Here is a 20,472-nt window from a genome sequence, read left to right on the forward strand (position 1 = left end):
TCTTTCCTTTTTGAGAGGAGGTGTTGTTCGTGTTCGTTTATACTGAAGAGGATATTCGCAACATTGACAATCTGGCAGAAAAAAATGGCCTTTCTTCTATTGTGTTGATGGAAAACGCCGGGCGCTCTTTATTTCAAAAGCTTGTTTCGTACGTAAAAAAAGATGATCGCATTTTAATATTGTCCGGTAAAGGCAACAACGGCGGAGATGGAATTGTTTTGGCCAGATATTTAAAACAAAACGGCTACCATGCCGATCTTTCTTTTCCGCTTGGGGCACCGAAAAGTGAAGCAGCGAAGCATCATTTCGCTTTTTATAAAAACAGCGGTTTTCTCGAAACAGCCGAATATGAACAAAATCATTACCAAGTCATCGTTGACGCTTTGCTGGGGGTCGGTGCAAGGCATCCGCTAAGAGATGATGTGAAAAACCTCATTGAATGGATTAATGGACAAAACGCTTTTGTCGTTTCCGTTGATGTTCCTTCAGGAGTTTTATCCGACTCCGGAGAAGCGCCGATAGCGGTTAAAGCAAACGTCACCATCAGCATCCACGGATATAAGCGATCAGCCTTTTTGCTGCCTTCTTCATCTTTTTACGGAAAAAAGGAAGTTGTGTCCATCGGCCTGAAGGAAGAAGGGAAATGGAAGGTCTGGACAGAAAAAGATGTGAAGCAAACATGGCCGAACCATCCGTCTTTTTCCCATAAAGGCACTTTTGGAACAGGCTATTTAATTGCTGGCTCCGACGAAATGCCGGGAAGTGTGCTTCTTGCTGCGAAGGGAGCTATGAGGGCAGGAATTGGCAAGCTTGTGATCGGCACAACACCATTTGTAGCCGGTGCCATCGCCGGGCAAATTCCTGAAGCAACTTATTTTTTTGAAGGTCTTATAAAAGCAGGAGATGGTGAATTCCCGGAAAAGCTGTCAGTATGTGCAATTGGACCAGGTATCGTTCCTGGAGAAGAGACCGAAAAAGCCATTCAATCCATCTTACAAAACGATTGGCCTGTTGTGCTGGATGCCGGTGCGTTACATAAACGCACATATCCGAAAAATAGACAACATCCTATTGTGTTAACACCGCATCCGGGTGAATTTAGCCGTTTAATCGATCAGCCGATCAGCTATATACAAAAGAACAGAATCGAAGCTGCTTCTAAATTTGCCGTTGAAGAAAATGTCATTGTTGTTTTAAAAGGCCAATATACAGTGATTGCATTTCCGGATGGAACAGGAATGATCAATCCAACTGGAAACATTGCTTTGGGCAAAGGCGGAAGCGGAGATGCATTAACGGGAATCATCGCTGCTTTTTTGTCCTATTATGAGAACAAAAAAGCAGCTGTGGCAAATGCAGTCTATTTACACGGTTTATGTGCAGATCTGTTTGTAAAAACGAAAGGTGTAAGATCAATGCTTGCGGGCGATATTCCAGACATTTTGCCGGAAGTGATGAAACGATTCGAATAGCCTTATCAATATGGCTTCCAAATGACTTTTTTTGCAGTTTGAAATCTTTGTTCCACTTCTGGCCAGTTGACGATTTTCCAAAAATTATCGATATATTTTTGCCGATCGTTTTTATATTGCAAGTAGTATGCATGCTCCCAAACATCTAATACAAGAAGAGGAATGACATCCCATTGGCTTAAGTTTTGATGCTTTTCCGCCTGCAATATTTCCAATCTTCTTGAACGGGGGGACCATACTAATATCGCCCAGCCTCCGCCTTCGACTGCTTTTGCAGCTTCGCTGAAATGCTTTTTAAATGCTTGAAAGCTTCCGAATGAATTTTTGATCGCTTCCTTTAATTCACCTTTCGGCTCGCCCCCGCCTTTTGGGTTCATGACATTCCAAAAAATTGTATGCAAATAGTGGCCTGCCCCATTGAAAGCTGCTTCCCGTTCCCAATGTTTAATCAATGAAAAATCTCCTGTTCTCCGTGCTTTTTCCATTTCGATTTCCGCCTTGTTTAAACCGTCTACATAGCTTTGATGGTGTTTCAAATGGTGAAGCCTCATGATTTCTTCTGAAATATACGGCTCAAGCGCATTGTATCGATAGGGAAGAGGAGGAAGCTTATGTTGTCCTATCGGCACAGCCAAAGACCGGTCATCTTCACCTTCAATAAATGATCTGAATTCATCATACAATTGATTCGCCTGTTCATAAAGTTCGCTTTCTGAAACGGACTCGGCTTTGTCCAGCTCTGTTTTGAAACGGATTATTTTTTCCTCGAATTCGCTTGCAAAAGGGTGTTCTGAAATGATGTTTCCATAAAGATCATCACACCATTTTTTTAATTCATTAATATACGATTCACTCAAGACAATAAAACCCTCCTTTTCATTCAATCGTCCAGAATACTATATGAAGCAATTTGAAAAAGGGTGAACTAAAAGAAGCGCGTCTTTTAGATGGAAGAGGGGAGCTCCTTAAAGCGGTTTTTCACCAATTAAAAACGGATGATTTTTTGAAGACGTGCATTTTTTTTGTGAGAGGAGAGGCTGGATGGGAAGAAATATGTTTGTAAATACTCGGTCTTGTTATTAAAAAAGAGCAGCTGCCTGAATTATGTATGAAAAATGCCATGCATATCAATGCAAAATAAGATCAGGGGATTGTCCCAAAAGGATACATCCATTGGAATTCAATAATCAAGAAATGCTGATATATCAGCATTACTGAACATGAAAAGGGGGATCCAATACCGTGAAATCAACTATTGGACAGCCCCTTAAGTCAATCTGCCCAAACATCGTTCATTGAACAGTATACTTTTCATCTTTTAAAATAAGCACGTCAGCTTCTTTAGCTTTTTTGGGAACTAATAGACAAACTCTATTTTATGACAGAAGTAAGTACATTCAAATTTCATTTTAACAACAAATACTATGTAACTTCTTGATTAGATCTGCCATCATAACAAAAATTTTATCATCATACGCATTTTCATCCTGCTTTAAAATGTCGTCTATATATCTTGGTATTCCTTTATAAAAGCTTTAACAAAGTCCGTGAAATGACAATCCAGTACTTTTTGTTTGCTTGAATCATAATACAACAATCAATAAACAGACGATTTTGGGATTTTTTTAATGTAATATTTTAAAGCATTCTCATAGCTTCTACGGTCCCTTGAACTATTTTTCATTACTGAATTTGATCAAGTAATCTCCGATATCTAATAAAAGACCATCACGGAATGTTGTTTTTGTCCCTTTTCAACAATATACATATATAATCTTTGGTAGAAATAAAAGGATAGCTCAAAAGGAGCATCTTTTGTATCCTCATATTCTTCAATCTCAAATAATAGCTTCATCTGTCTATACACCCTTTAAATTCATTTTGTTTACTATTTGTACAGATTTCATATATAAAATTACTTGATTTATCCCGTTACTTGGTTTTCCTTTAAAGATTTCATAATCTTCTTCATTTCTGTTTTTGAAAGATTTTTAGAAACAATGTTCATTTTATATCGCGATTTTCCCTGTAATTCCTTTTTGATGCTGTGCGTCCTTTAATTTGTAAAAAGCAGAGAAGACAACGCTTTTTTTAATTTAAAGCCGAACAGGGAAGGGGTGTTCTGCTGTATTATGGACAATTACTGTTTCTGTTGTTTTTCACAGAGGAAATGCCCGAGCTTTTCTCAATGCAGAAAGTACTAAAGCAGGCGGAACTCAACCTTTTAGGAGAAGTTCTCGACAACTGGAAAGCCCCACAGAAATCATTTTCTGTGGGGCCTAGATATTGTTTTTTAGACAGGCGCTATTCTGAATTATATATTTTAATTTAAGCTAATCCACACGCTTTTTACTTCTGTATAGTTGTTCAAAGCATATGAACCCATTTCGCGACCGATACCTGATTGTTTGTATCCGCCAAACGGAGAAGCTGCGTCAAATACATTATAACAGTTGACCCAAACAGTTCCTGCTCTCAAGCGATTGGCGACATAGTGAGCGTTGGCCACATCTCTCGTCCATAAACCGGCAGCTAAGCCGTATTCGCTGTTGTTTGCCCGATCAATAACTTCATCTAAATCTTCAAAAGGCAATGCAGCAATGACCGGACCGAATATTTCCTCTTTGGCAATTGTCATTTTATCTTCAACATCAGCAAAAATTGTAGGAGTGACAAAATACCCTTTTTCAGATGGCGTAGATCCGCCGGTCACAACTTCTGCGCCTTCTTCAATTCCTTTTTCAATATAATTCAACACTCTTGACTGCTGCTCTTCAGATACGAGCGGCCCCATTTCTGTTTCCGGATTCAGACCAAAGCCTTGGCGGATATTTTGGGCATGGGAGGCCATATCTGCTAATACATTATCGTAATGTTTTTTCTGAATAAACACACGAGAACCTGCACAGCATACTTGACCTTGATTAAACATTACACCGTTTAATGCACCTGGAATCGCTTTTGACAGATCAGCATCCGGCAAAATAATATTCGGCGATTTGCCTCCTAATTCCAGCGTAACTCGCTTCAGTGAACGTGCGGCATTTTTCATTATCAGCTTGCCAACTTCCGTCGATCCGGTAAAAGCAATTTTATCTACCAGAGGATGATCAACAATCGCTTGCCCAGCTGTTTCCCCAAAGCCCGGTACTATGTTGATAACCCCAGGTGGGAAACCTGCTTCTTCAATAAGCTCTGCTAAATAAAGGGCTGAAAGTGGAGTTTGTTCTGCAGGCTTCAAAACGACTGTACAACCAGTTGCAAGAGCGGCACCAAGTTTCCACATTGCCATTAGAAGCGGGAAGTTCCATGGAATAATCTGGCCGACAACACCAACAGGTTCATGTCTTGTATAATTGAAAAATGGTCCGTTGACAGGAATGGTCTGCCCGACTATTTTTGTAGACCATCCGGCATAGTAACGCAAGTGTTCAATGGCTAACGGAATATCTGCATTTCTAGTTTCCCGGATCGGTTTTCCGTTATCCAGCGTTTCCAGCTGAGCTAGTTCTTCTTTGTTTTCTTCCAGTAAATCCGCCAGTTTGTACAATAATCGGCTTCGTTCAGCAGCTGATATTTTGGACCATGGCCCGCTGTCAAAAGCAGCTCTTGCCGCACGGACAGCACGGTCAATATCTTCTTTGTCCGCTTCATAAACCGTTGCAAGAGTTTCTCCAGTTGCTGGATTAGGAGTGTCAAACGTTTTGCCGGAAACGCTTTCGACAAATTCACCATTAATGTACAACTTTTTTTTCCCTTTTAGAAACTCCGCTACTTTCCCTTCAACATTAGCGATTAATTGACTCATCGATCATCCTCCTAATTTTTTTTTTCGTTGTGTAAACTCTGGATGAACGAAATACAGTTTTATAATAAAGGAAAATTCAGAATATTTCAACCCATTTTTTAAAATTACCAAAAATCTCCTGACCAACAACTGCTGGATGGCCGCAGAAAACTTAAGAAAACAACTTTATTTCAGTCATCAAGACAAACTATTTAAGAATAATCGTATAAAGAGAAATGAACTTCAAAGAGGTGATGACAATGAATGAGAAGCATCAAAAATCTTTTACGACCGTAAAATCATATCGTCCTTTTCATAGCAGATATGATCCATGTAAACCAATCGGTGTCAAATACTATTCCACACCGCCAAACCTTTTCCTCGGTTTTCAGCCGCCGAACTTGCAGCAATTTTCCGCAAAAGAAGCATTAAAAAAAGGGACTCTTTGGCGATTTTTTTATGACTATTACGAAAATCCGTATGAGAAAAAAGGGAGGTAGCCAAAATGAAGGAGCTTCCTCAAGAGTACTATCAGCTCCTTGAAGAAATTCAAGCGGCTGATTTCGTGCTTGTTGAATTATCGCTTTATCTAGACACTCATCCAAATGATATAGAAGCAATCCAGCAATTTAACCAATATGCCCAATACTCAAAACAATTGAAGCAAATGTTTGAATCAAAATTCGGTGCGCTGCAGCAATTTGGAAACAGCTTTTCAGACGCGAACTGGAGCTGGGGAACGATGCCGTGGCCATGGCAAGTATAGCTTTAATCTGTTTAACTATACTCATACGATGAAAGGAGAAAGAACATGTGGTTTTATGAAAAAAAACTACAATATCCTGTCAGGGTGAGTACGTGCAACCCAAAACTTGCAAAATATTTAATTGAACAATACGGCGGAGCAGATGGAGAACTTGCTGCCGCCCTTCGCTATTTGAATCAAAGATACACGATCCCCGACAAAGTAGTAGGACTTTTAACGGATATTGGAACAGAAGAATTTGCTCATTTGGAGATGATCGCAACAATGGTGTATAAATTGACGAAAGATGCGACACCGGAACAATTAAAGGAAGCAGGACTAGGCGAGCATTATGTCAATCATGACAGCGCCTTGTTTTATAACAACGCTGCTGGAACTCCGTGGACTGCGACTTATATTCAAGCAAAAGGGGATCCGATAGCTGATTTGTATGAGGATATAGCTGCCGAGGAAAAAGCAAGAGCTACTTATCAATGGATTATCGATATGTCAGATGATCCAGACTTAAATGACGGATTAAGATTTTTGCGCCAAAGAGAAATTGTTCATTCGCAACGTTTTCGGGAGGCGGTGGAAATTTTAAAAGAAGAACGTGATCGTAAAAAGTTTTTTTAAGAAGTTCAAGGAGCATCCAATCAGACGTACTTTCATCTATTGGATGCTCCTTTTATGTTTCAGGCAGAACATTGTTGGTAATATCCAAGATTGACAGCATTGATCGAATTTTTTTACTCTCTTTCTTTTAAAATAATACAAACAGCTGTACAATCGATCAATTGAAGCTGTTCACGTACAAAAATAGTGTATTTTGCATTACTTAATCCATTTTCTTTAGCCCATGAATAAAATTCAAAATCATATCCTCCTCCTTAATATTTATGAAGACATAGTATTTTCTACTTCTACTATGTCTATCCCAATTTTATCCTTGATATATCATCTAGGTTAGAAAAGAATGGCACACCCTAAAAATAAAAATGCAACAAAAAAGGATAAAAGTAACTCTCCTCCTTGAAAAATGGACACATTACTTAAATGGTTATTTATAACATACTGTATGGAAAATACACAGCTATCTATGCAAAAGAAAACTCAAAAATGTAAGTGATCCAGTTAGGTATTATGAGCGATGCTGCGAGTCCTTTAATAATTACCATAAATCTGAGCATATAAACGAGTGCTACTGCACTTACCAATAAAGAAAAATGTATAAGTCTGACCGAGAGCTATAATTTACATAGTCTCCTAAGAAATGATTAACTCCTAAAGAAACAAAGTAAATGATTAGGCTAGGAACAGCCATAGCAAAGAATAAACAAAAGCCTATAAGGAACATTCCTGTTAGAAGTTTTTTCGGGGACTTGAATAAAAAAGCCCTCTTGGTATGATTCGGGGGTGTCAATCGGATTAATTGCCCCCTAATTTGGATACCAAGGAGGACTATACATGAGTTCTATCTCAAACAAGAAGATTAATCAAGTCACCGATCAAACGCTCATCGTTGGCATGGATATCGCGAAAAAGAAGCATTATGCCTGCTTTGTGGATGAGCGAGGGAGGGTGTTAAAAAAGCCGTTTCCCGTTCTGCAATCGAAAGAAGGATTGGAATGGTTGTACCAGTGCATCGTGAAAGCGATGGAGGAAGTTGAAAAAACGGAAGTGATCGTTGGCATCGAGCCAACGGGACATTATTGGCTCAATCTCGCTTACTTTCTTGACGAGAAGGGCATTCCTCTCGTGATGACAAACCCGATGCACGTGAAGCGCTCCAAAGAGCTAGACAACAATCTTCCAACCAAGGCTTTATAAGTCCAAGACACTGCCCCTTGAGTTTGAAAATCTCCATTAACATTAGCGACTGTTCTAGCAGGGTCAATTTTTATAGAGATTGATTGGTTTTGAATAGCTTTTGGACTCCTTTATGAACTGTTTCATCAGGCTTTGACTACTATTTACTCGAGCTATCCTCGTAAATGCTGTTTTTTTAGGAATTTTTTTGTTTTTCATTCTGCTATATGAAAGAATGATTCAAACAGTATTTGTATGTTAGTAAAATCGCGGAAAAAGAAGGCTGGAAATCAAGGTGAAACTGTTCCTTAGAAAGCCCAAAAAGAAAAATGAACTTCCTATAACCGAGCATACAAAATTTATGCTTCACGGCTGCCGCACTCTAAAACTACTGTATTCAGTTGTTCATTCCTTTTTAAAATGATCTTTTGATTTGAAAAATCAGTTAAATCAGCATCCGTTGAATGAGTGGCATAAATTAAAATTGCCTTGTTTTGCATGACGTAATTTTTCAAATAATCGAGAATAACTTTTCTTGACCTAATATCGAAATTGACAAAAGGTTCATCAAGGAGAATCAAATTAGGCGAAGATAGAAGTGCTAAAATTAAAGATAGTTTTTGTTTCGTTCCTAAAGACAGTTCGCGTGTAAGGGTATTTTTATATTTGTAGAGTCCAATTTTTTCTATAAGACCTTCTAGAGACGAATCTAATCTTTCCCCATTCAGGAAGGATAAGATCATATCAATTGTTTCAGCCGTTGTTAAATAATCGTATAAAAATGGTGTATTGCCAATTAAGGAGACTCCTTTTATATACTTTTGAAAATCGTCCTTTAATGAAATATTGTTTAACTTGATGTCCCCATCGAATGTTGTCATTCCACCGATGATATTCAACAACGTTGATTTGCCAATTCCATTTTCACCAAGTAATTCAACAATGCTCATGTTATCTATTTTTAAGTTAATACCGTCAAAAATGTAGGCTGATTCACCATATCTTTTTTTTATATTGATCAATTCAAGCATGTTTTACCTCTCTTTTGTCAGAAAATTATATAATAATAAAAAATGTGAATAAACAATAAAGAAAAAGAGTATAGGATATATACTGCCGAATTTCATTGAATAAAAAGCTACAACGCTGCATGTAATAGAAGGCAACCCTAAAACGAATAAATCTTCTAAAGGATTAAAAAAATATACAAAAAAATTGTTTTTAATATCTTCTATTGATAATTTTTGAAAGCGATAGACTCTTTTTGAAATGATTTTTATTGTGTAGAAGTAAATGATTGTTGAACATAAAACAGTGACAGCTGAAAATAATGAAAATCCATAAAGGAGGAATACACCAGCATAATAACTGATTAGGATTACGATGAGCCTTCTTGACAGAAATTTAGAAAGCGAATTCTCATAATAAGTTTTTTGATCAAACTTCTTTATATAATAAAAATCGCTTAAATTACAGTCGTTTAACAGTTTTGAGCTATTTATGATTCCTTGAGATATCATACTAATCATTGCGCTTTCAATTCCTAAATAAACCGAAATGATAATCAATTTATGAATATTAAAATAAAAATGAATCATACATATCAGAACTAAAGAAGCAGCTGCAAACAAATAAGTATACAATATATATAAGTAGTAAGTTCTATTTTGACAAGATCGGGATAAAGCCGCTTGATACTGATCTAAATGCAGGTCATTTTTATACCGGATGAAATGTTCTTTCTTTTTCGTAGCGTTCGGCCCGTGAATAAATAAAAAGACAATCTGAGGATTGCTCCATAAAAATTTTACAATAATAGTAAAAAAAACAGCTATTAAGAAGAAAATCTCGTATAAAAGAATGGTTATGTAACTAAAATGAAATTCTCTCATAAAAATCAACATAAAAAAACAATAAGACAAAATGTTTGTTCCAAATGTTAACAGCAATTTTTTAATAATCAGTAATTGAAATTTAATTTTGTGAGCTTTATACATCCATTGAGAAATATTCTCCAGTTCCACATGATCGTAATCATCATTATTAATATCAGTGAACAAAAGCGTTATAAAAAAATAGATAGTGGCGATATAAAAAGGATTTATATTTATAAAGGAATGAAAAAAATAAATGAGCAAATAGACAAAAATCGGTGCTAACATCGAAGCGAAAGTAATGACTGCATTTACGTTATAGAGAAAGACCAGCAGCAATTTTTTATCGCCGCCAGCAAACTTATTTAGAAAATTCCCAAATAAAATCTCGAAATTTGCTAATGCTTTTCTTTTTTTCATTAACCGCTTGTATTTGAAGTATTTCATCTTCTTCAATTCCCCAACATTTTCGTAACAATTTTTACCAGATTAAAAATTCCTACTAAAAAAACGATTATCGAGATTACGAACAATATTCTCATTTTAGCCTTAAATTTTTTTTCCATATTATGCACCTTCCTAAGATCATTGAAATTGCACAACAGTCATGAACGTTTGAATGATAAGCGTCAAACCATAAGTGGTCGAAAATATTATTGTACACAGTCTTATTTTTAGGCTGATGGAAGTGGAACTGTCTAAATATGATAAATATAAGTAGAAAAAAACAACCAATAGGATTTGCGAACCTGGAAACCAGCCCAGCCATTGAATATCTTGCAGTTGATTAAAGCCAGCCAGTGAAATGATCGTCATATTTAATAAAATGGAAACAAGATTCGCAAAAATGATGGCTGATAAAAAGTTACTAAATGTAAACTTTTTATTCGTCATGACATTTGTAATATAAGTAACAAATATTGTTTCGATTATGATCACGGTAATTCCCGCAATCAATTGTATTAAAATTAACAAAGCAGCAACAAACGAATGTGCAAACAATGGAAAGCTCGCTTGCAGTTTATCAAATTGCTCAATCACTTGAAACTGTTTAATGGAAAAAAATGAATTCGCCACAACTGCTAGCACTAACAGGCAAAAAGAAAGTAAATTTATTATTCTTTCATTTTTTAATTTGAGCATATTTATCCCCTTTATAAGAAAAGGTGTTCCGCCTTATTACAAAAATTAAAACAGCAGGAGGCTAAAGGCTATTACAGTTAGAGTCAATCACCATGAAACATAAGAAATTTCATTGAGAGAGACCATCAAGAATAATTCCGGCAGCAGTCAGATTAAATTCATAACTTATCCTCTCAAAATTGCTTTAATTTCACACAAATAATATTCTTTCCTCGTTTAAAATTGCAACTGAATGGGCTGTACTTAGTTGGTCAAAAATTTTTAGTTCAAGTAGACTATAAACAACAAATCATGCAATTGTACTAAAGCGGGAAGCCAAATTGTAATCAACCGAACTTGCATAGCTAAGCAGCCCGTGAATTCTTATGTGATGAAACCCGAAAACAAAGTCATGTAATTTCTTTTAAACTAGTATTTCCGAATGAGGATTTTGGCAATTTATAGAAATATTATAATGAAGGTTGGATCCCTTGGTCAAGCTGCTCCTAAATTTTTCTAATGGTTTTCAAAAGGTGGCATGTTAGGAATAATGATTTTAAGTAATCCATCCCATTAATCTACGTTTTTTCAGACAGAATCATCTTGTTTGTAACACTCATTATTGCGTGAATAAAAAATGTTCATGCCCGATGCTTCCGAGATGCAATCTAAATTTTAAAAAGGTCAAGATTCGGTGGTAGAGGAAAAGACTTTCGAATTAACCAACAGCCGAATGCCATTCCACTTTATGCTTAAACAAATATTTTAACAAATAGCATGGAGGTCTTGTCATATTGTGTGACAATTCATTTTGCAAACAATGTTCTAAATGAAAAAAAGATATATTTTTATATGAACTTATATTATGATTAAAATAAAAGGATCGGAAAACTATAAGTTTACATAATTATATTATTGTAAAAAGGAGATGGATGGAGAGATGACGGAAAAAAGAAAACCTAGCGGCTTTTTATTGAAGCAGCGCGCTTTTTTAAAATTATATTTAATCACGATGACGGAAAAGAAGCGGCTGTATGGTTTTAAAATATTGGATGAACTGCGGGAAGAGTTTCGCCCGTATGGCTACCGTCCGAATCATTCTGAGCTGTACAAAGCGCTTCATGATTTAATAAAAGACGGCATTTTAAAACAAATTAAACGAAAAAAAGAAGGAGCCGAGTTTCAAGAGGTTGTCTATTATCAGTTTGTCGATTATGAAAAAGCAAAACAATATAAAAGACAACTAAAAGCAGAGCTGGACCGCTCAAAAGCAATTATTGAAAAAGCTATACGAGACAATTTTGCATAAATATGGAGGAGTATTATGATCAATCTTGCAAAAAAGCTGGAACAAATCGATGGCAAAGGATATAAAGCGTACAAACAGATTCAAGGCTCGTACAAGTTTCCTGATTTTGAATTGTTGATCGATTATGTACAGGGCGATCCGTTTGCGAGTCCTTCGAAAATCAGAATATTGATCGCTAGAAGCAAAACGGCTTTTTTACAAAAATGGACAAACAGCCGGCAAAGAAAGATAAGATGTGAAGATATGATTGTCCGCGAAGTATTTCAAGCTATTTCTAATTTGAAAAATAACGTACGCGGCTCTGGAAAAAGCGGGCTGATCATGATTGACAAACCGGGGCAGAAGGTGTTAGAACGGACAGCTGTTCAGATAGGAGAAAACGATATTACAGTTTGTCTTTCAATCGGTCTTCCGGCTCAAGGGAGAACAATATTAGGCAAGGAAGCCAAAAAAATATTTTTTCAACTACTTCCCGAAATTTTGCGGCATTCTGTCTTTTCTGTGAAGGGGAAAGATATTGAGAGCGCGATTCAGCTTTGCGATCAGCAAATGGCGATCCGCTCCTATATGAAAGAGAGAGGAATAATAGCGTTTATTGCAAATAATTCAATTTTGCCGCGTGCAAGCGGCGTAAGTGATCAGCCGTTGAAGGGCGCTGTTCCTTTTCAAAGTCCAAAGGAAATGGAAGTCTCAATTCCTGTTCCGCATCGGCAAGAACCGTTGAAGGGCATGGCTATATACAAAGGCATCACCTTGATCGTTGGAGGAGGTTATCATGGAAAAAGCACTTTATTAAAGGCGCTCGAGCATGGTGTTTATGACCATATTGAAGGGGACGGCCGTGAATTTGTTTTGACGGACCGTTCAGCATGCAAAATACGTGCCGAAGATGGCCGCAGTATAAAGAAGGTGGATATTTCCGCTTTTATTAACAATCTGCCGTTTCAAAAAAGCACAAAATCCTTCTCTACGGAAAATGCAAGCGGCAGTACATCGCAGGCAGCCAATATAATGGAAATGCTAGAAGCAGGAGCAAAAACATTATTGATCGACGAGGATACAAGTGCAACAAACTTTATGATTCGGGACGCCAGAATGCAAGCATTAATTCATAAAGAGCATGAGCCCATTACTCCATTTATCGATAAAGTTTTACAATTGAAGCAGGATTTTGATGTCTCAACAATTTTAGTTATGGGCGGATCGGGAGATTACTTTTCCGTTGCGGATCGCGTAATTAAAATGGATCATTATAAGCCTTATGACGTCACACATGAAGCAAAACAGATTGCCTGTCAAATTAAAACCGGAAGAAAGCATGAAGGAGGGGAGAAATTTGGAGAATGGAAGCTTCGTATTCCGGAATCAGGCAGCTTGAACAGCAGAAAAGGGAAAAAATCTAAAATTGCTTGCCGGCTTTCTGAAATTCAATATGGACTAGAAAAAATTGATTTATCTTATGTAGAACAGCTGGTCGACGAAAGCCAGACAAGAATGATTGGAGAAATATTATCGTATATCGAACGGACAAACCTTTTTGACAGACGCTTAACAGTATCACAATTGCTTGATTTCGTAGAAAATAAGATCAATCAGGACGGTCTCCAAAGTTTTTCGGCCCATCATGGTCATCAAGGTGAATTGGCGTATGTAAGAAGATTTGAATTAGCGGCAGCCTTGAATCGGATTAGGGCGTTAAAAATTCGGGAATGAAGAAAAGACTTTCTTCCATAAAAAATTTTTCTATCATCATCAACGAACTGACGGGTGCCCCAATTTTGACAGCGCAAAGAAAGCGAGAGACTCCGAGCATTTCTTTTGCTTAGACGGCCTCGACCGCAAGCTTGCCGGCGCGAAACGGGCGCGGGAGTCGCAAGCTTTGAATCTGTCAATGCTCGTTACGAAAACGATTTGGCATGAACTTGCTGGTTTTCCCGCTTGTCCGTTTTCTTTTTCTCTTTTAAATAATCAATTAAAACTAGCAGAATAACAATGAAAAAACAAATGCTTGATAATTGAAAAATCGTTCCTAAATCAACATAGGATGATAAGAAGCCTAGAAAAACCGCACTTATTCCTATTCCTCCATCCAATGCTGAATAATACATTCCGTTTGCGACTCCTCTCCGATCGGCAGGTGTTTTAGAAAGCACCCATGATTGCAAAACAGGAAGCAGTGACCCAAAACCGGCGCCAAATAAAATACCAGCTAAAACAAGCATTCCGACTGAGTATGTGAAAGATAAAACCCAAAAGGCGATAAATGTTAAGAATGAGCAAACAATGGCAAGAAGCCAAGGACCGCTTCGATCAAACCACCTTCCTGAAATTGGTCGTACAGCAGTTGCCGCCAACGCATTACATAAGTAGTATAAGAAGATTTGATCGATCCCTCTTTCTTGGCCGAATATGACGATAAACGTGACAATTCCCCCATAACCGAAAGCTGATAATAATGTAATCAGTGCAGGAAACGCCCCATGTTTATCAATGAGTGAGCGAAAAAAAGAAAAATCCTTTACATGTATTGATTTTTCTAAAACAGACTTTGGCGTTTTGTATTGAACTAATGAAAGGGCGATAATCGATATGACACCGAAAATGGCGGAACCGATGATGAGCGGCTGGAATCCTAAATGTTGAAAAAGCAAAATGCCAAAACTAGGAGCGATGATCATCCCAATGGTGATAGATAAACCATAATAGCCCATTCCTTCTCCGAGGCGTTTCGTTGGAACCAATTCAACAGCTGCCGTTCCATTTGCTGTTGTTGACCAGCCCCAGGCAAAACCGTGAAGGAGGCGGACAATTAAAAATAAAAAAACAATCGATGTAAGCGAGTATGAAAGGGTTAAAAAGAGTAAGCCTACAGCTCCAGTTATAACGAGCCATTTTCGTTTCGCTGATTCAAGAAGAAAACCAATGAGCGGTCGAATGACAACAGCAGCGATGGAAAAAAGGGTTGTAACAAGCCCGATTTCAATGTCCGATGCTCCAATTGCTTTCGCTTGCGGCGGCAAAGTAGGCAAAAGCATTTGAAAGCTCATAAAAATAAATAAATTTCCGATAATTAACAAAATGAATGATTTTGTCCAAAGCGGCGGCTTGGCGGTATGAACGGCAGAATCCTTCATGGATTTGATGGCACCTCCTGCATTGTAAAAACAAAAATATTTAGATACTCGAACAATTACCAACTACTCTATTATACAAATTTTTCAAAGGAACTCAATGGATTGGTTGCCTTTTCTTTTTAATAGAAGCTGGAGGAGAAAATTCACAAATCGATGGAAATCTAGAACAGCGATGGGGTGAAAAAGTTTCAACTGACACATATTACAAAAAAAGCCGATTTTCTTTCAAACATGAGAAAGAAAATCGGCCGTTTTCTTTTATCGGTTTGGCATGATTTGTTGAATTTGACTGTTTGCAAATTTTTGTTGCAGCGGTTTGATGATGTTAGCGAATAAGTTTTGTCGTCTGCCAAATCCGTATAATGCTGCAGCCCCCAAACCGACTAAAGAAATCCACATCATGCTGTTTCTTTGCCGGTTCTTAGGAAACATGGAGCCTTTTTTTCCCATTTTGAAGAGGGACCCCATTTTTCTCATTATAAAAGCACCTCTTCCTAAGTTGTGTTTGGAAGAACATCTTCCAACAGTTATAGTATTGTTTTTTCACGATTCTTTATTAGTTACAGTTGATTCCAATTTTATTTTAGCTTCTAATCAGCTTTCTTTTCTACATATATTGGTACAAAGGGAGGGAAATTCTTTTGTACCGAAAATTCAGAAGACGACGAAGACGCGGCCCTCTGCCGGCTAAATATGTTTTTTTAATTACATTTGTCATTTTCAATGTTTTGACAGCATACAGCTTATGGCTGATCAATGCCATTATTGAACCGACATTGGTCAGAATAGCGGAAACAAAGACGAGGCAAATTGCCGAACATGCAATTCATGATGCTGTTTCGAAAAAAATAGCAGAAAAACTTGATATGAAGGAATTGATCATTATTCATGAAAAGAAATCAGACGAAACGGCGACTTACAGCTTTAATTCCCAAATTTATAACCGTCTTATTTCAGATGCGACCGTTTATATTCAGCAATATTTAGATGGGAATGTGGAGGTTGAATCGGAAGACGGCATCCCCGTCAATCAAAACCCAGATGGAAAAGGCCTGGTTTATCATATTCCACTCGGATTAATAACGAACAATGCGCTCATCTCCCATTTAGGTCCCGAAGTTCCCGTACGCTTTGAACTTATTGGTTCAGTTAATTCAGAAATTAGCACAAAATATAAGGAAATTGGCATTAATAACGCTTATTTAGAAATATATATGGACATTTTAGTTAAAATTAACGTCATTATTCCTTCGATTTCAAAAGATATGGAAATAGAAAATTCAGTGAAAATTGGTGATTTATTTATTGAAGGAAAAGTTCCGCAGTTTTACAACAGCGGCGGGACTGGTTCGGCACCTGCTGTCATTATGCCTGAAAAATCAAAATAATAATGCGGAATAAAATGGATATAAGGGAAGAACATCCCTCTTTTACTTTTGGGCATTTAGGAAATATTAAACTTGTAACAACAAAAAGGAGGAATTGACATTGACAGTTTCAACTCAAGTTCAACAAACATTAGCAGGATTAAAAAGTGCTCAAGCAAGCTTTGAAACGTTTGCACTGCAAACGGAAAACAAGCAAGCAAAACAGATTTATCAACAGGCTGCGCAGCAAACACAGTCAATCGTTGATTTGATTAATACTCGCTTGCAGCAAATCCAGAATGAAGAGCCTCAATATAGACAACAGTAAAGGTTGGTATTTACCAACCTTTTCAACACATCACAAATAAGAGTGAGCTGGTCAGGATGAAACATTTTATATTCTTTTTCACTTTCCTTTTTGTTTTCTCAGCATGCCAACAGAACGATATGGTCGATCCGACTTTAGAACAACCGACAAAAATCAATTATTCGACGAAGAACGCTCCTTTTAATCAAAAGGTCGCGAAAAAGGCGGAGGAAATTGCGGAAAGCTATGATGGAGTTCCCAAAGCCATAAGCGTCAATACAGACCGCAAGCTATTGCTTGCTTTTCAATTAGATCATATGAAACGGTTTCAATTAAAACAAAAGGAAAAAACAATTGAAAAAAAATTAAAAAAATCTTTCCGAGATTATGATGTCACCGTTTCAAGCGACATGAAAATTTATTGGGAAACAGAAAAATTAATTAACAAACTGGAAAATCTGGACAAGCGTGAAATGAACAAGAAAGTGGAAAACATTATTCAATTGAGCAGAGAAGAAACATAAGAAGGTGTTTTCGATGGCGAATGAGCAAAGAAAACTTCAAACGAAAATCATGCAGGAATACTATCAATTGGAGAAAAAAAATGAAACGAAAAGACCTGTTGTCCAAAACTGTTTACGAGCCTTTTTAGTCGGTGGAATTATTTGCTCCATCGGACAAGCGATACAGTTTTTTTACATGTACTTTTTTCATTTTACTCAACAAACCGCTGGAAATCCGACTGTTGCCACGATGATTTTTTTATCTATGCTTTTGACCGGATTTGGTGTTTACGACCGGATTGCTCAATTTGGCGGTGCCGGAAGCGCTGTACCAGTCACAGGGTTCGGAAATGCTGTTATTTCTGCAGCGATTGAGCATCGAACAGAAGGATTTGTCCTCGGTGTAGGCGGGAACATGTTTAAATTGGCCGGATCTGTTATTTTATTTGGAACATTTTCTGCATTTGTAGTTGCTTTAATCAAAACGATTTTAATTAAATGGGGTGGTTTTTGAAATGCTGAAAGGACATCGCACTTGGGTATTTCATAATCAACCCGTGATCATTTCAACCGCTACCGTTGGCGGGCCGTTTGAAGCAAATGGCAGACTAGCCGACGATTTTGATCTTCTTCACGAAGATTTGTGGTTGGGTGAGGACTCTTATGAAAAAGCTCATAAAGTGCTTTTTGAAGAAGCGTTTTACAAAGCAATAGAAAAAGGAAACATTGAAAAAGAACAGGTGGAATTTATTATTTCCGGAGATTTAGTGAATCAAATCACCCCGTCCAGCTTTGCAGCAAGAACGTTCGGCGTTCCTTATCTCGGCATTTTCGGCGCTTGTTCTACGTCGATGGAAGGGCTGGCATTAAGCGCATTTATCGTCAATTACGGCGGAGCAAAATATTTACTGACTGGTGCGGCCAGCCATAATACGGCAATCGAAAAACAATTTCGCTATCCGACCGAGTACGGTGGGCAAAAGCCACCGACTGCACAGTGGACAGTCACGGGTGCAGGAGCTGCTTTGTTAAGCAATGAAGGGAAAGGACCTGCCGTGACCTCGGCAACGATTGGCAGAGTGGTCGATTTAGGCATGTCTGATCCGTTTAATATGGGCGGTGCGATGGCGCCGGCAGCAGTTGATACGATAGAAGCGCATTTCCGCGATTTAAATATTGATGCGGACTACTATGATTTAATTGTAACAGGCGACTTAGGAAAAATCGGACGCAACGTCGCTCTTGAATTATTTGAAAAAAATGGAGTTCAAATGGATGAGGAAAAATTTCAGGATTGCGGTTTAATGATTTATCGGGAAGGACAACCAGTTTTATCCGGTGCAAGCGGGGCGGGCTGCTCGGCAATTGTCGTATACGGCCATTTATTAAATCGGATGAAAAAAGGCGAGCTGAAGCGAATTCTCGCTGTCGCAACTGGGGCGCTGCTTTCTCCGCTAACGTTCCAGCAAAATGAAACCATTCCGTGCATTGCACACGCTGTGTCCATTGAATTCAGGGGGTGAAACATTTGGTTGCGTCATTTTTTTGGGCGTTTGTCATAGGCGGATTAATTTGTGTAATTGGACAGATCATGTTTGATGTGTTTCATTTAACACCTGCTCATACATTAAGTACGTTTGTCGTGATTGGAGCCATCTTGGACGGTTTCGGGCTTTATGAACCATTTATCGATTTTGCGGGTGCAGGTGCAACCATTCCGATTACAAGCTTCGGAAATTCTCTCGTTCATGGAGCGTTGCAAGAAGCAGAAAAACATGGATTGATCGGCGTTTTAACAGGTATGTTTGAAGTGACTAGCTCCGGTATTTCAGCAGCTATTATTTTTGGTTTTATCGGAGCGCTTTTATTTAAACCGAAGGGGTGATTGAATTGACAGTAGCATCACAGGTCAAGCAAACGCTGGCCAGTTTAAAAAGCATTCATGCGGGATTGCAAAACTTGGCCATTACGTCAACTGATGAAGAAACGAAACGAGTTTTTCACGAAAACATGTTAATATCTGAAGAAATTATCAATGATGTAAAGTCTCGAATTGGAGAGCTGGAGTTTGAGGAACCTGAGTATAAAGGCTTTTGAAAAGAGGGATGAACATGCCAGAGTGGGTTGAAGTCATTATTCGTTCACTTGCCATAATAGCTGGATTATTTTTCATTTCCAAACTATTGGGAAAAAAACAGCTTTCCAAGCTTTCCTTTTTTGAATACGTCGTCGGCATTACCATTGGTGACATTGCCGGGACACTGTCAATGGATACGAATTTAAATTTAACAAACGGTATTATCAGCATTGCCATATGGGTGATGATTCCGGTTATTATTTCATTCATTTCCATGAAAAGTCCGTCGTTTCAGCAATTTATTGAAGGAAAACCGACCGTTTTTATTAAAAACGGAAAAATCATGGAGGAAAATTTAAAGAAAGAAAAATATCCTTTGGCCGCTTTGTTGGAACAATTGAGGAAAAATAATGTCCATCATGCCAGTGATGTGGAATTTGCTATTTTGGAAACTACTGGTGAACTGAGTATTTTGCTAAAAAAAGAAAAACAGCCTATAACGGTAGGAGATATCAAAACGAACGTTGCCCCTGTTAAAGAACCGCAAACCGTCATAATGGACGGAAAAATTATGGACGAAGCTCTTTCAACGACCGGTTTGAATCGAAGATGGCTGAAAGAAAAACTCGATCAATTAGGAGTCGCCGTCGAGAATGTTTTTTTAGCCCAAGTCGATTCATATGGACAACTCACTGTTGATTTATATGATGATAAAGTAAAAGTGCCTGAACCTGTTGAAAAACAGCTTCTACTTTCATCCCTTAAAAAAGTGGAGGCAGATTTTGAATTATACGCTCTGCAAACTGAAAATACGGAAGCAAAAAACATGTATGTAAGAAATAGAAAAAAAATAGCTGAAATGATCAAAACATTAACGCCTTTTTTGCAAGGTTGACTGAAAGGGTGGAAAAGTGAAAACATACGATTGCATCATTGTTGGCGGCGGGATCGCCGGTTTATCTGCGG

21 protein-coding genes and 1 pseudogene are annotated in these 20,472 nt (G+C 37.8%); 15 read left to right on the forward strand and 7 right to left on the reverse strand.

Annotated elements, in window-relative coordinates:
* Positions 1 to 29: 29 nt before the first annotated feature.
* Positions 30 to 1,472, forward strand: a complete 1,443-nt coding sequence (locus NSQ84_RS08015) for an NAD(P)H-hydrate dehydratase (protein WP_130158013.1) — start codon at positions 30 to 32, stop codon at positions 1,470 to 1,472.
* Positions 1,473 to 1,477: 5 nt separating this feature from the next.
* On the opposite strand, the gene NSQ84_RS08020 is transcribed toward NSQ84_RS08015, so the two are convergent.
* Entirely contained in the window at positions 1,478 to 2,335 is an 858-nt protein-coding gene (locus tag NSQ84_RS08020; protein WP_339212759.1) for a superoxide dismutase, read from the reverse strand.
* A gap of 1,460 nt (positions 2,336 to 3,795) precedes the next feature.
* A complete protein-coding gene (locus tag NSQ84_RS08025; protein ID WP_130158011.1) occupies positions 3,796 to 5,280 on the reverse strand; it encodes an aldehyde dehydrogenase family protein in 1,485 nt (494 codons plus the stop codon).
* A 239-nt stretch (positions 5,281 to 5,519) separates the two neighbouring features.
* On the opposite strand from NSQ84_RS08025, the gene NSQ84_RS08030 reads away from it, so the two are divergent.
* The 4 genes and pseudogenes from NSQ84_RS08030 to NSQ84_RS08045 all read left to right on the forward strand — a co-directional run.
* Complete coding sequence (locus NSQ84_RS08030) at positions 5,520 to 5,759, forward strand: spore coat associated protein CotJA (protein ID WP_063389713.1); 240 nt, start codon at positions 5,520 to 5,522, stop codon at positions 5,757 to 5,759.
* Between the two features lie 5 nt (positions 5,760 to 5,764).
* Positions 5,765 to 6,025, forward strand: coding sequence for a spore coat protein CotJB (locus NSQ84_RS08035; protein ID WP_063389714.1), 261 nt, complete (start codon positions 5,765 to 5,767; stop codon positions 6,023 to 6,025).
* A gap of 45 nt (positions 6,026 to 6,070) precedes the next feature.
* Positions 6,071 to 6,640: a spore coat protein CotJC gene (gene cotJC, locus NSQ84_RS08040; protein WP_063389715.1), complete on the forward strand. Its 570-nt coding sequence runs from the start codon at positions 6,071 to 6,073 to the stop codon at positions 6,638 to 6,640.
* Between the two features lie 831 nt (positions 6,641 to 7,471).
* Positions 7,472 to 7,825, forward strand: a pseudogene (locus tag NSQ84_RS08045) (transposase); the annotation flags it as partial.
* A gap of 347 nt (positions 7,826 to 8,172) precedes the next feature.
* Here the strand turns inward: NSQ84_RS08045 and NSQ84_RS08050 are convergent.
* From NSQ84_RS08050 to NSQ84_RS08060, 3 genes are all read right to left on the reverse strand, one after another.
* The gene (locus NSQ84_RS08050; RefSeq protein WP_144597000.1) at positions 8,173 to 8,844 is read right to left on the reverse strand and encodes an ATP-binding cassette domain-containing protein; all 672 of its coding nucleotides are present in this window, start codon (positions 8,842 to 8,844) and stop codon (positions 8,173 to 8,175) included.
* A 3-nt stretch (positions 8,845 to 8,847) separates the two neighbouring features.
* Positions 8,848 to 10,134: a sugar transporter gene (locus NSQ84_RS08055; protein WP_144597002.1), complete on the reverse strand. Its 1,287-nt coding sequence runs from the start codon at positions 10,132 to 10,134 to the stop codon at positions 8,848 to 8,850.
* A gap of 138 nt (positions 10,135 to 10,272) precedes the next feature.
* Positions 10,273 to 10,830, reverse strand: a complete 558-nt coding sequence (locus tag NSQ84_RS08060) for a hypothetical protein (RefSeq protein WP_063389719.1) — start codon at positions 10,828 to 10,830, stop codon at positions 10,273 to 10,275.
* Between the two features lie 919 nt (positions 10,831 to 11,749).
* Here NSQ84_RS08060 and NSQ84_RS08065 point away from each other — a divergent pair.
* Complete coding sequence (locus NSQ84_RS08065) at positions 11,750 to 12,118, forward strand: helix-turn-helix transcriptional regulator (protein WP_063389720.1); 369 nt, start codon at positions 11,750 to 11,752, stop codon at positions 12,116 to 12,118.
* A 15-nt stretch (positions 12,119 to 12,133) separates the two neighbouring features.
* Entirely contained in the window at positions 12,134 to 13,831 is a 1,698-nt protein-coding gene (locus NSQ84_RS08070; protein WP_063389721.1) for an ABC-ATPase domain-containing protein, read from the forward strand.
* Positions 13,832 to 14,016: 185 nt separating this feature from the next.
* On the opposite strand, the gene NSQ84_RS08075 is transcribed toward NSQ84_RS08070, so the two are convergent.
* Together NSQ84_RS08075 and NSQ84_RS08080 are read right to left on the reverse strand one after the other, a co-directional pair.
* Positions 14,017 to 15,252 (reverse strand): MFS transporter, encoded by a 1,236-nt coding sequence (locus tag NSQ84_RS08075; RefSeq protein WP_339212580.1) that lies wholly within the window; start codon positions 15,250 to 15,252, stop codon positions 14,017 to 14,019.
* A 258-nt stretch (positions 15,253 to 15,510) separates the two neighbouring features.
* A complete protein-coding gene (locus NSQ84_RS08080) occupies positions 15,511 to 15,729 on the reverse strand; it encodes a hypothetical protein (RefSeq protein WP_063389723.1) in 219 nt (72 codons plus the stop codon).
* A 164-nt stretch (positions 15,730 to 15,893) separates the two neighbouring features.
* Here NSQ84_RS08080 and yunB point away from each other — a divergent pair, with 164 nt between their 5' ends.
* The 8 genes from yunB to NSQ84_RS08120 all read left to right on the forward strand — a co-directional run bounded on the left by yunB (position 15,894) and on the right by NSQ84_RS08120 (position 20,401).
* Positions 15,894 to 16,640 (forward strand): sporulation protein YunB, encoded by a 747-nt coding sequence (yunB, locus tag NSQ84_RS08085; RefSeq protein WP_063389724.1) that lies wholly within the window; start codon positions 15,894 to 15,896, stop codon positions 16,638 to 16,640.
* 100 nt (positions 16,641 to 16,740) lie between these two features.
* Complete coding sequence (locus NSQ84_RS08090; protein ID WP_063389725.1) at positions 16,741 to 16,947, forward strand: DUF1657 domain-containing protein; 207 nt, start codon at positions 16,741 to 16,743, stop codon at positions 16,945 to 16,947.
* Between the two features lie 56 nt (positions 16,948 to 17,003).
* Positions 17,004 to 17,450, forward strand: coding sequence for a YhcN/YlaJ family sporulation lipoprotein (locus NSQ84_RS08095; protein WP_063389726.1), 447 nt, complete (start codon positions 17,004 to 17,006; stop codon positions 17,448 to 17,450).
* 13 nt (positions 17,451 to 17,463) lie between these two features.
* On the forward strand, positions 17,464 to 17,943 hold the full coding sequence (gene spoVAC / locus NSQ84_RS08100) for a stage V sporulation protein AC (RefSeq protein ID WP_063389727.1): 480 nt from the start codon (positions 17,464 to 17,466) through the stop codon (positions 17,941 to 17,943).
* A 1-nt stretch (position 17,944) separates the two neighbouring features.
* Positions 17,945 to 18,952 (forward strand): stage V sporulation protein AD, encoded by a 1,008-nt coding sequence (gene spoVAD / locus NSQ84_RS08105; protein WP_063389728.1) that lies wholly within the window; start codon positions 17,945 to 17,947, stop codon positions 18,950 to 18,952.
* A gap of 5 nt (positions 18,953 to 18,957) precedes the next feature.
* Complete coding sequence (gene spoVAE, locus NSQ84_RS08110; RefSeq protein ID WP_063389729.1) at positions 18,958 to 19,314, forward strand: stage V sporulation protein AE; 357 nt, start codon at positions 18,958 to 18,960, stop codon at positions 19,312 to 19,314.
* 5 nt (positions 19,315 to 19,319) lie between these two features.
* Positions 19,320 to 19,526, forward strand: coding sequence for a DUF1657 domain-containing protein (locus NSQ84_RS08115; RefSeq protein WP_063389730.1), 207 nt, complete (start codon positions 19,320 to 19,322; stop codon positions 19,524 to 19,526).
* Positions 19,527 to 19,540: 14 nt separating this feature from the next.
* The gene (locus NSQ84_RS08120) at positions 19,541 to 20,401 is read left to right on the forward strand and encodes a DUF421 domain-containing protein (protein ID WP_063389731.1); all 861 of its coding nucleotides are present in this window, start codon (positions 19,541 to 19,543) and stop codon (positions 20,399 to 20,401) included.
* Positions 20,402 to 20,472 lie beyond the last annotated feature (71 nt).

It is taken from the genome of Aeribacillus sp. FSL K6-3256 (assembly GCF_037965805.1).
GTDB classification, from domain to species: Bacteria; Bacillota; Bacilli; order Bacillales; family Aeribacillaceae; genus Aeribacillus; species Aeribacillus composti.

Coding starts and splice junctions, on each gene's coding strand:
- NSQ84_RS08050 (WP_144597000.1), bottom strand. CDS start 8,844: ATGCTTGAATTGATCAATATAAAAAAAAGATATGGTGAATCAGCCTAC.
- NSQ84_RS08095 (WP_063389726.1), top strand. CDS start 17,004: ATGAAACATTTTATATTCTTTTTCACTTTCCTTTTTGTTTTCTCAGCA.
- spoVAD (WP_063389728.1), top strand. CDS start 17,945: ATGCTGAAAGGACATCGCACTTGGGTATTTCATAATCAACCCGTGATC.
- NSQ84_RS08075 (WP_339212580.1), bottom strand. CDS start 15,252: ATGAAGGATTCTGCCGTTCATACCGCCAAGCCGCCGCTTTGGACAAAA.
- NSQ84_RS08055 (WP_144597002.1), bottom strand. CDS start 10,134: ATGAAATACTTCAAATACAAGCGGTTAATGAAAAAAAGAAAAGCATTA.
- NSQ84_RS08030 (WP_063389713.1), top strand. CDS start 5,520: ATGAATGAGAAGCATCAAAAATCTTTTACGACCGTAAAATCATATCGT.
- NSQ84_RS08070 (WP_063389721.1), top strand. CDS start 12,134: ATGATCAATCTTGCAAAAAAGCTGGAACAAATCGATGGCAAAGGATAT.
- NSQ84_RS08025 (WP_130158011.1), bottom strand. CDS start 5,280: ATGAGTCAATTAATCGCTAATGTTGAAGGGAAAGTAGCGGAGTTTCTA.
- NSQ84_RS08120 (WP_063389731.1), top strand. CDS start 19,541: ATGCCAGAGTGGGTTGAAGTCATTATTCGTTCACTTGCCATAATAGCT.
- NSQ84_RS08035 (WP_063389714.1), top strand. CDS start 5,765: ATGAAGGAGCTTCCTCAAGAGTACTATCAGCTCCTTGAAGAAATTCAA.
- spoVAC (WP_063389727.1), top strand. CDS start 17,464: ATGGCGAATGAGCAAAGAAAACTTCAAACGAAAATCATGCAGGAATAC.
- NSQ84_RS08060 (WP_063389719.1), bottom strand. CDS start 10,830: ATGCTCAAATTAAAAAATGAAAGAATAATAAATTTACTTTCTTTTTGC.
- cotJC (WP_063389715.1), top strand. CDS start 6,071: ATGTGGTTTTATGAAAAAAAACTACAATATCCTGTCAGGGTGAGTACG.
- NSQ84_RS08065 (WP_063389720.1), top strand. CDS start 11,750: ATGACGGAAAAAAGAAAACCTAGCGGCTTTTTATTGAAGCAGCGCGCT.
- NSQ84_RS08080 (WP_063389723.1), bottom strand. CDS start 15,729: ATGAGAAAAATGGGGTCCCTCTTCAAAATGGGAAAAAAAGGCTCCATG.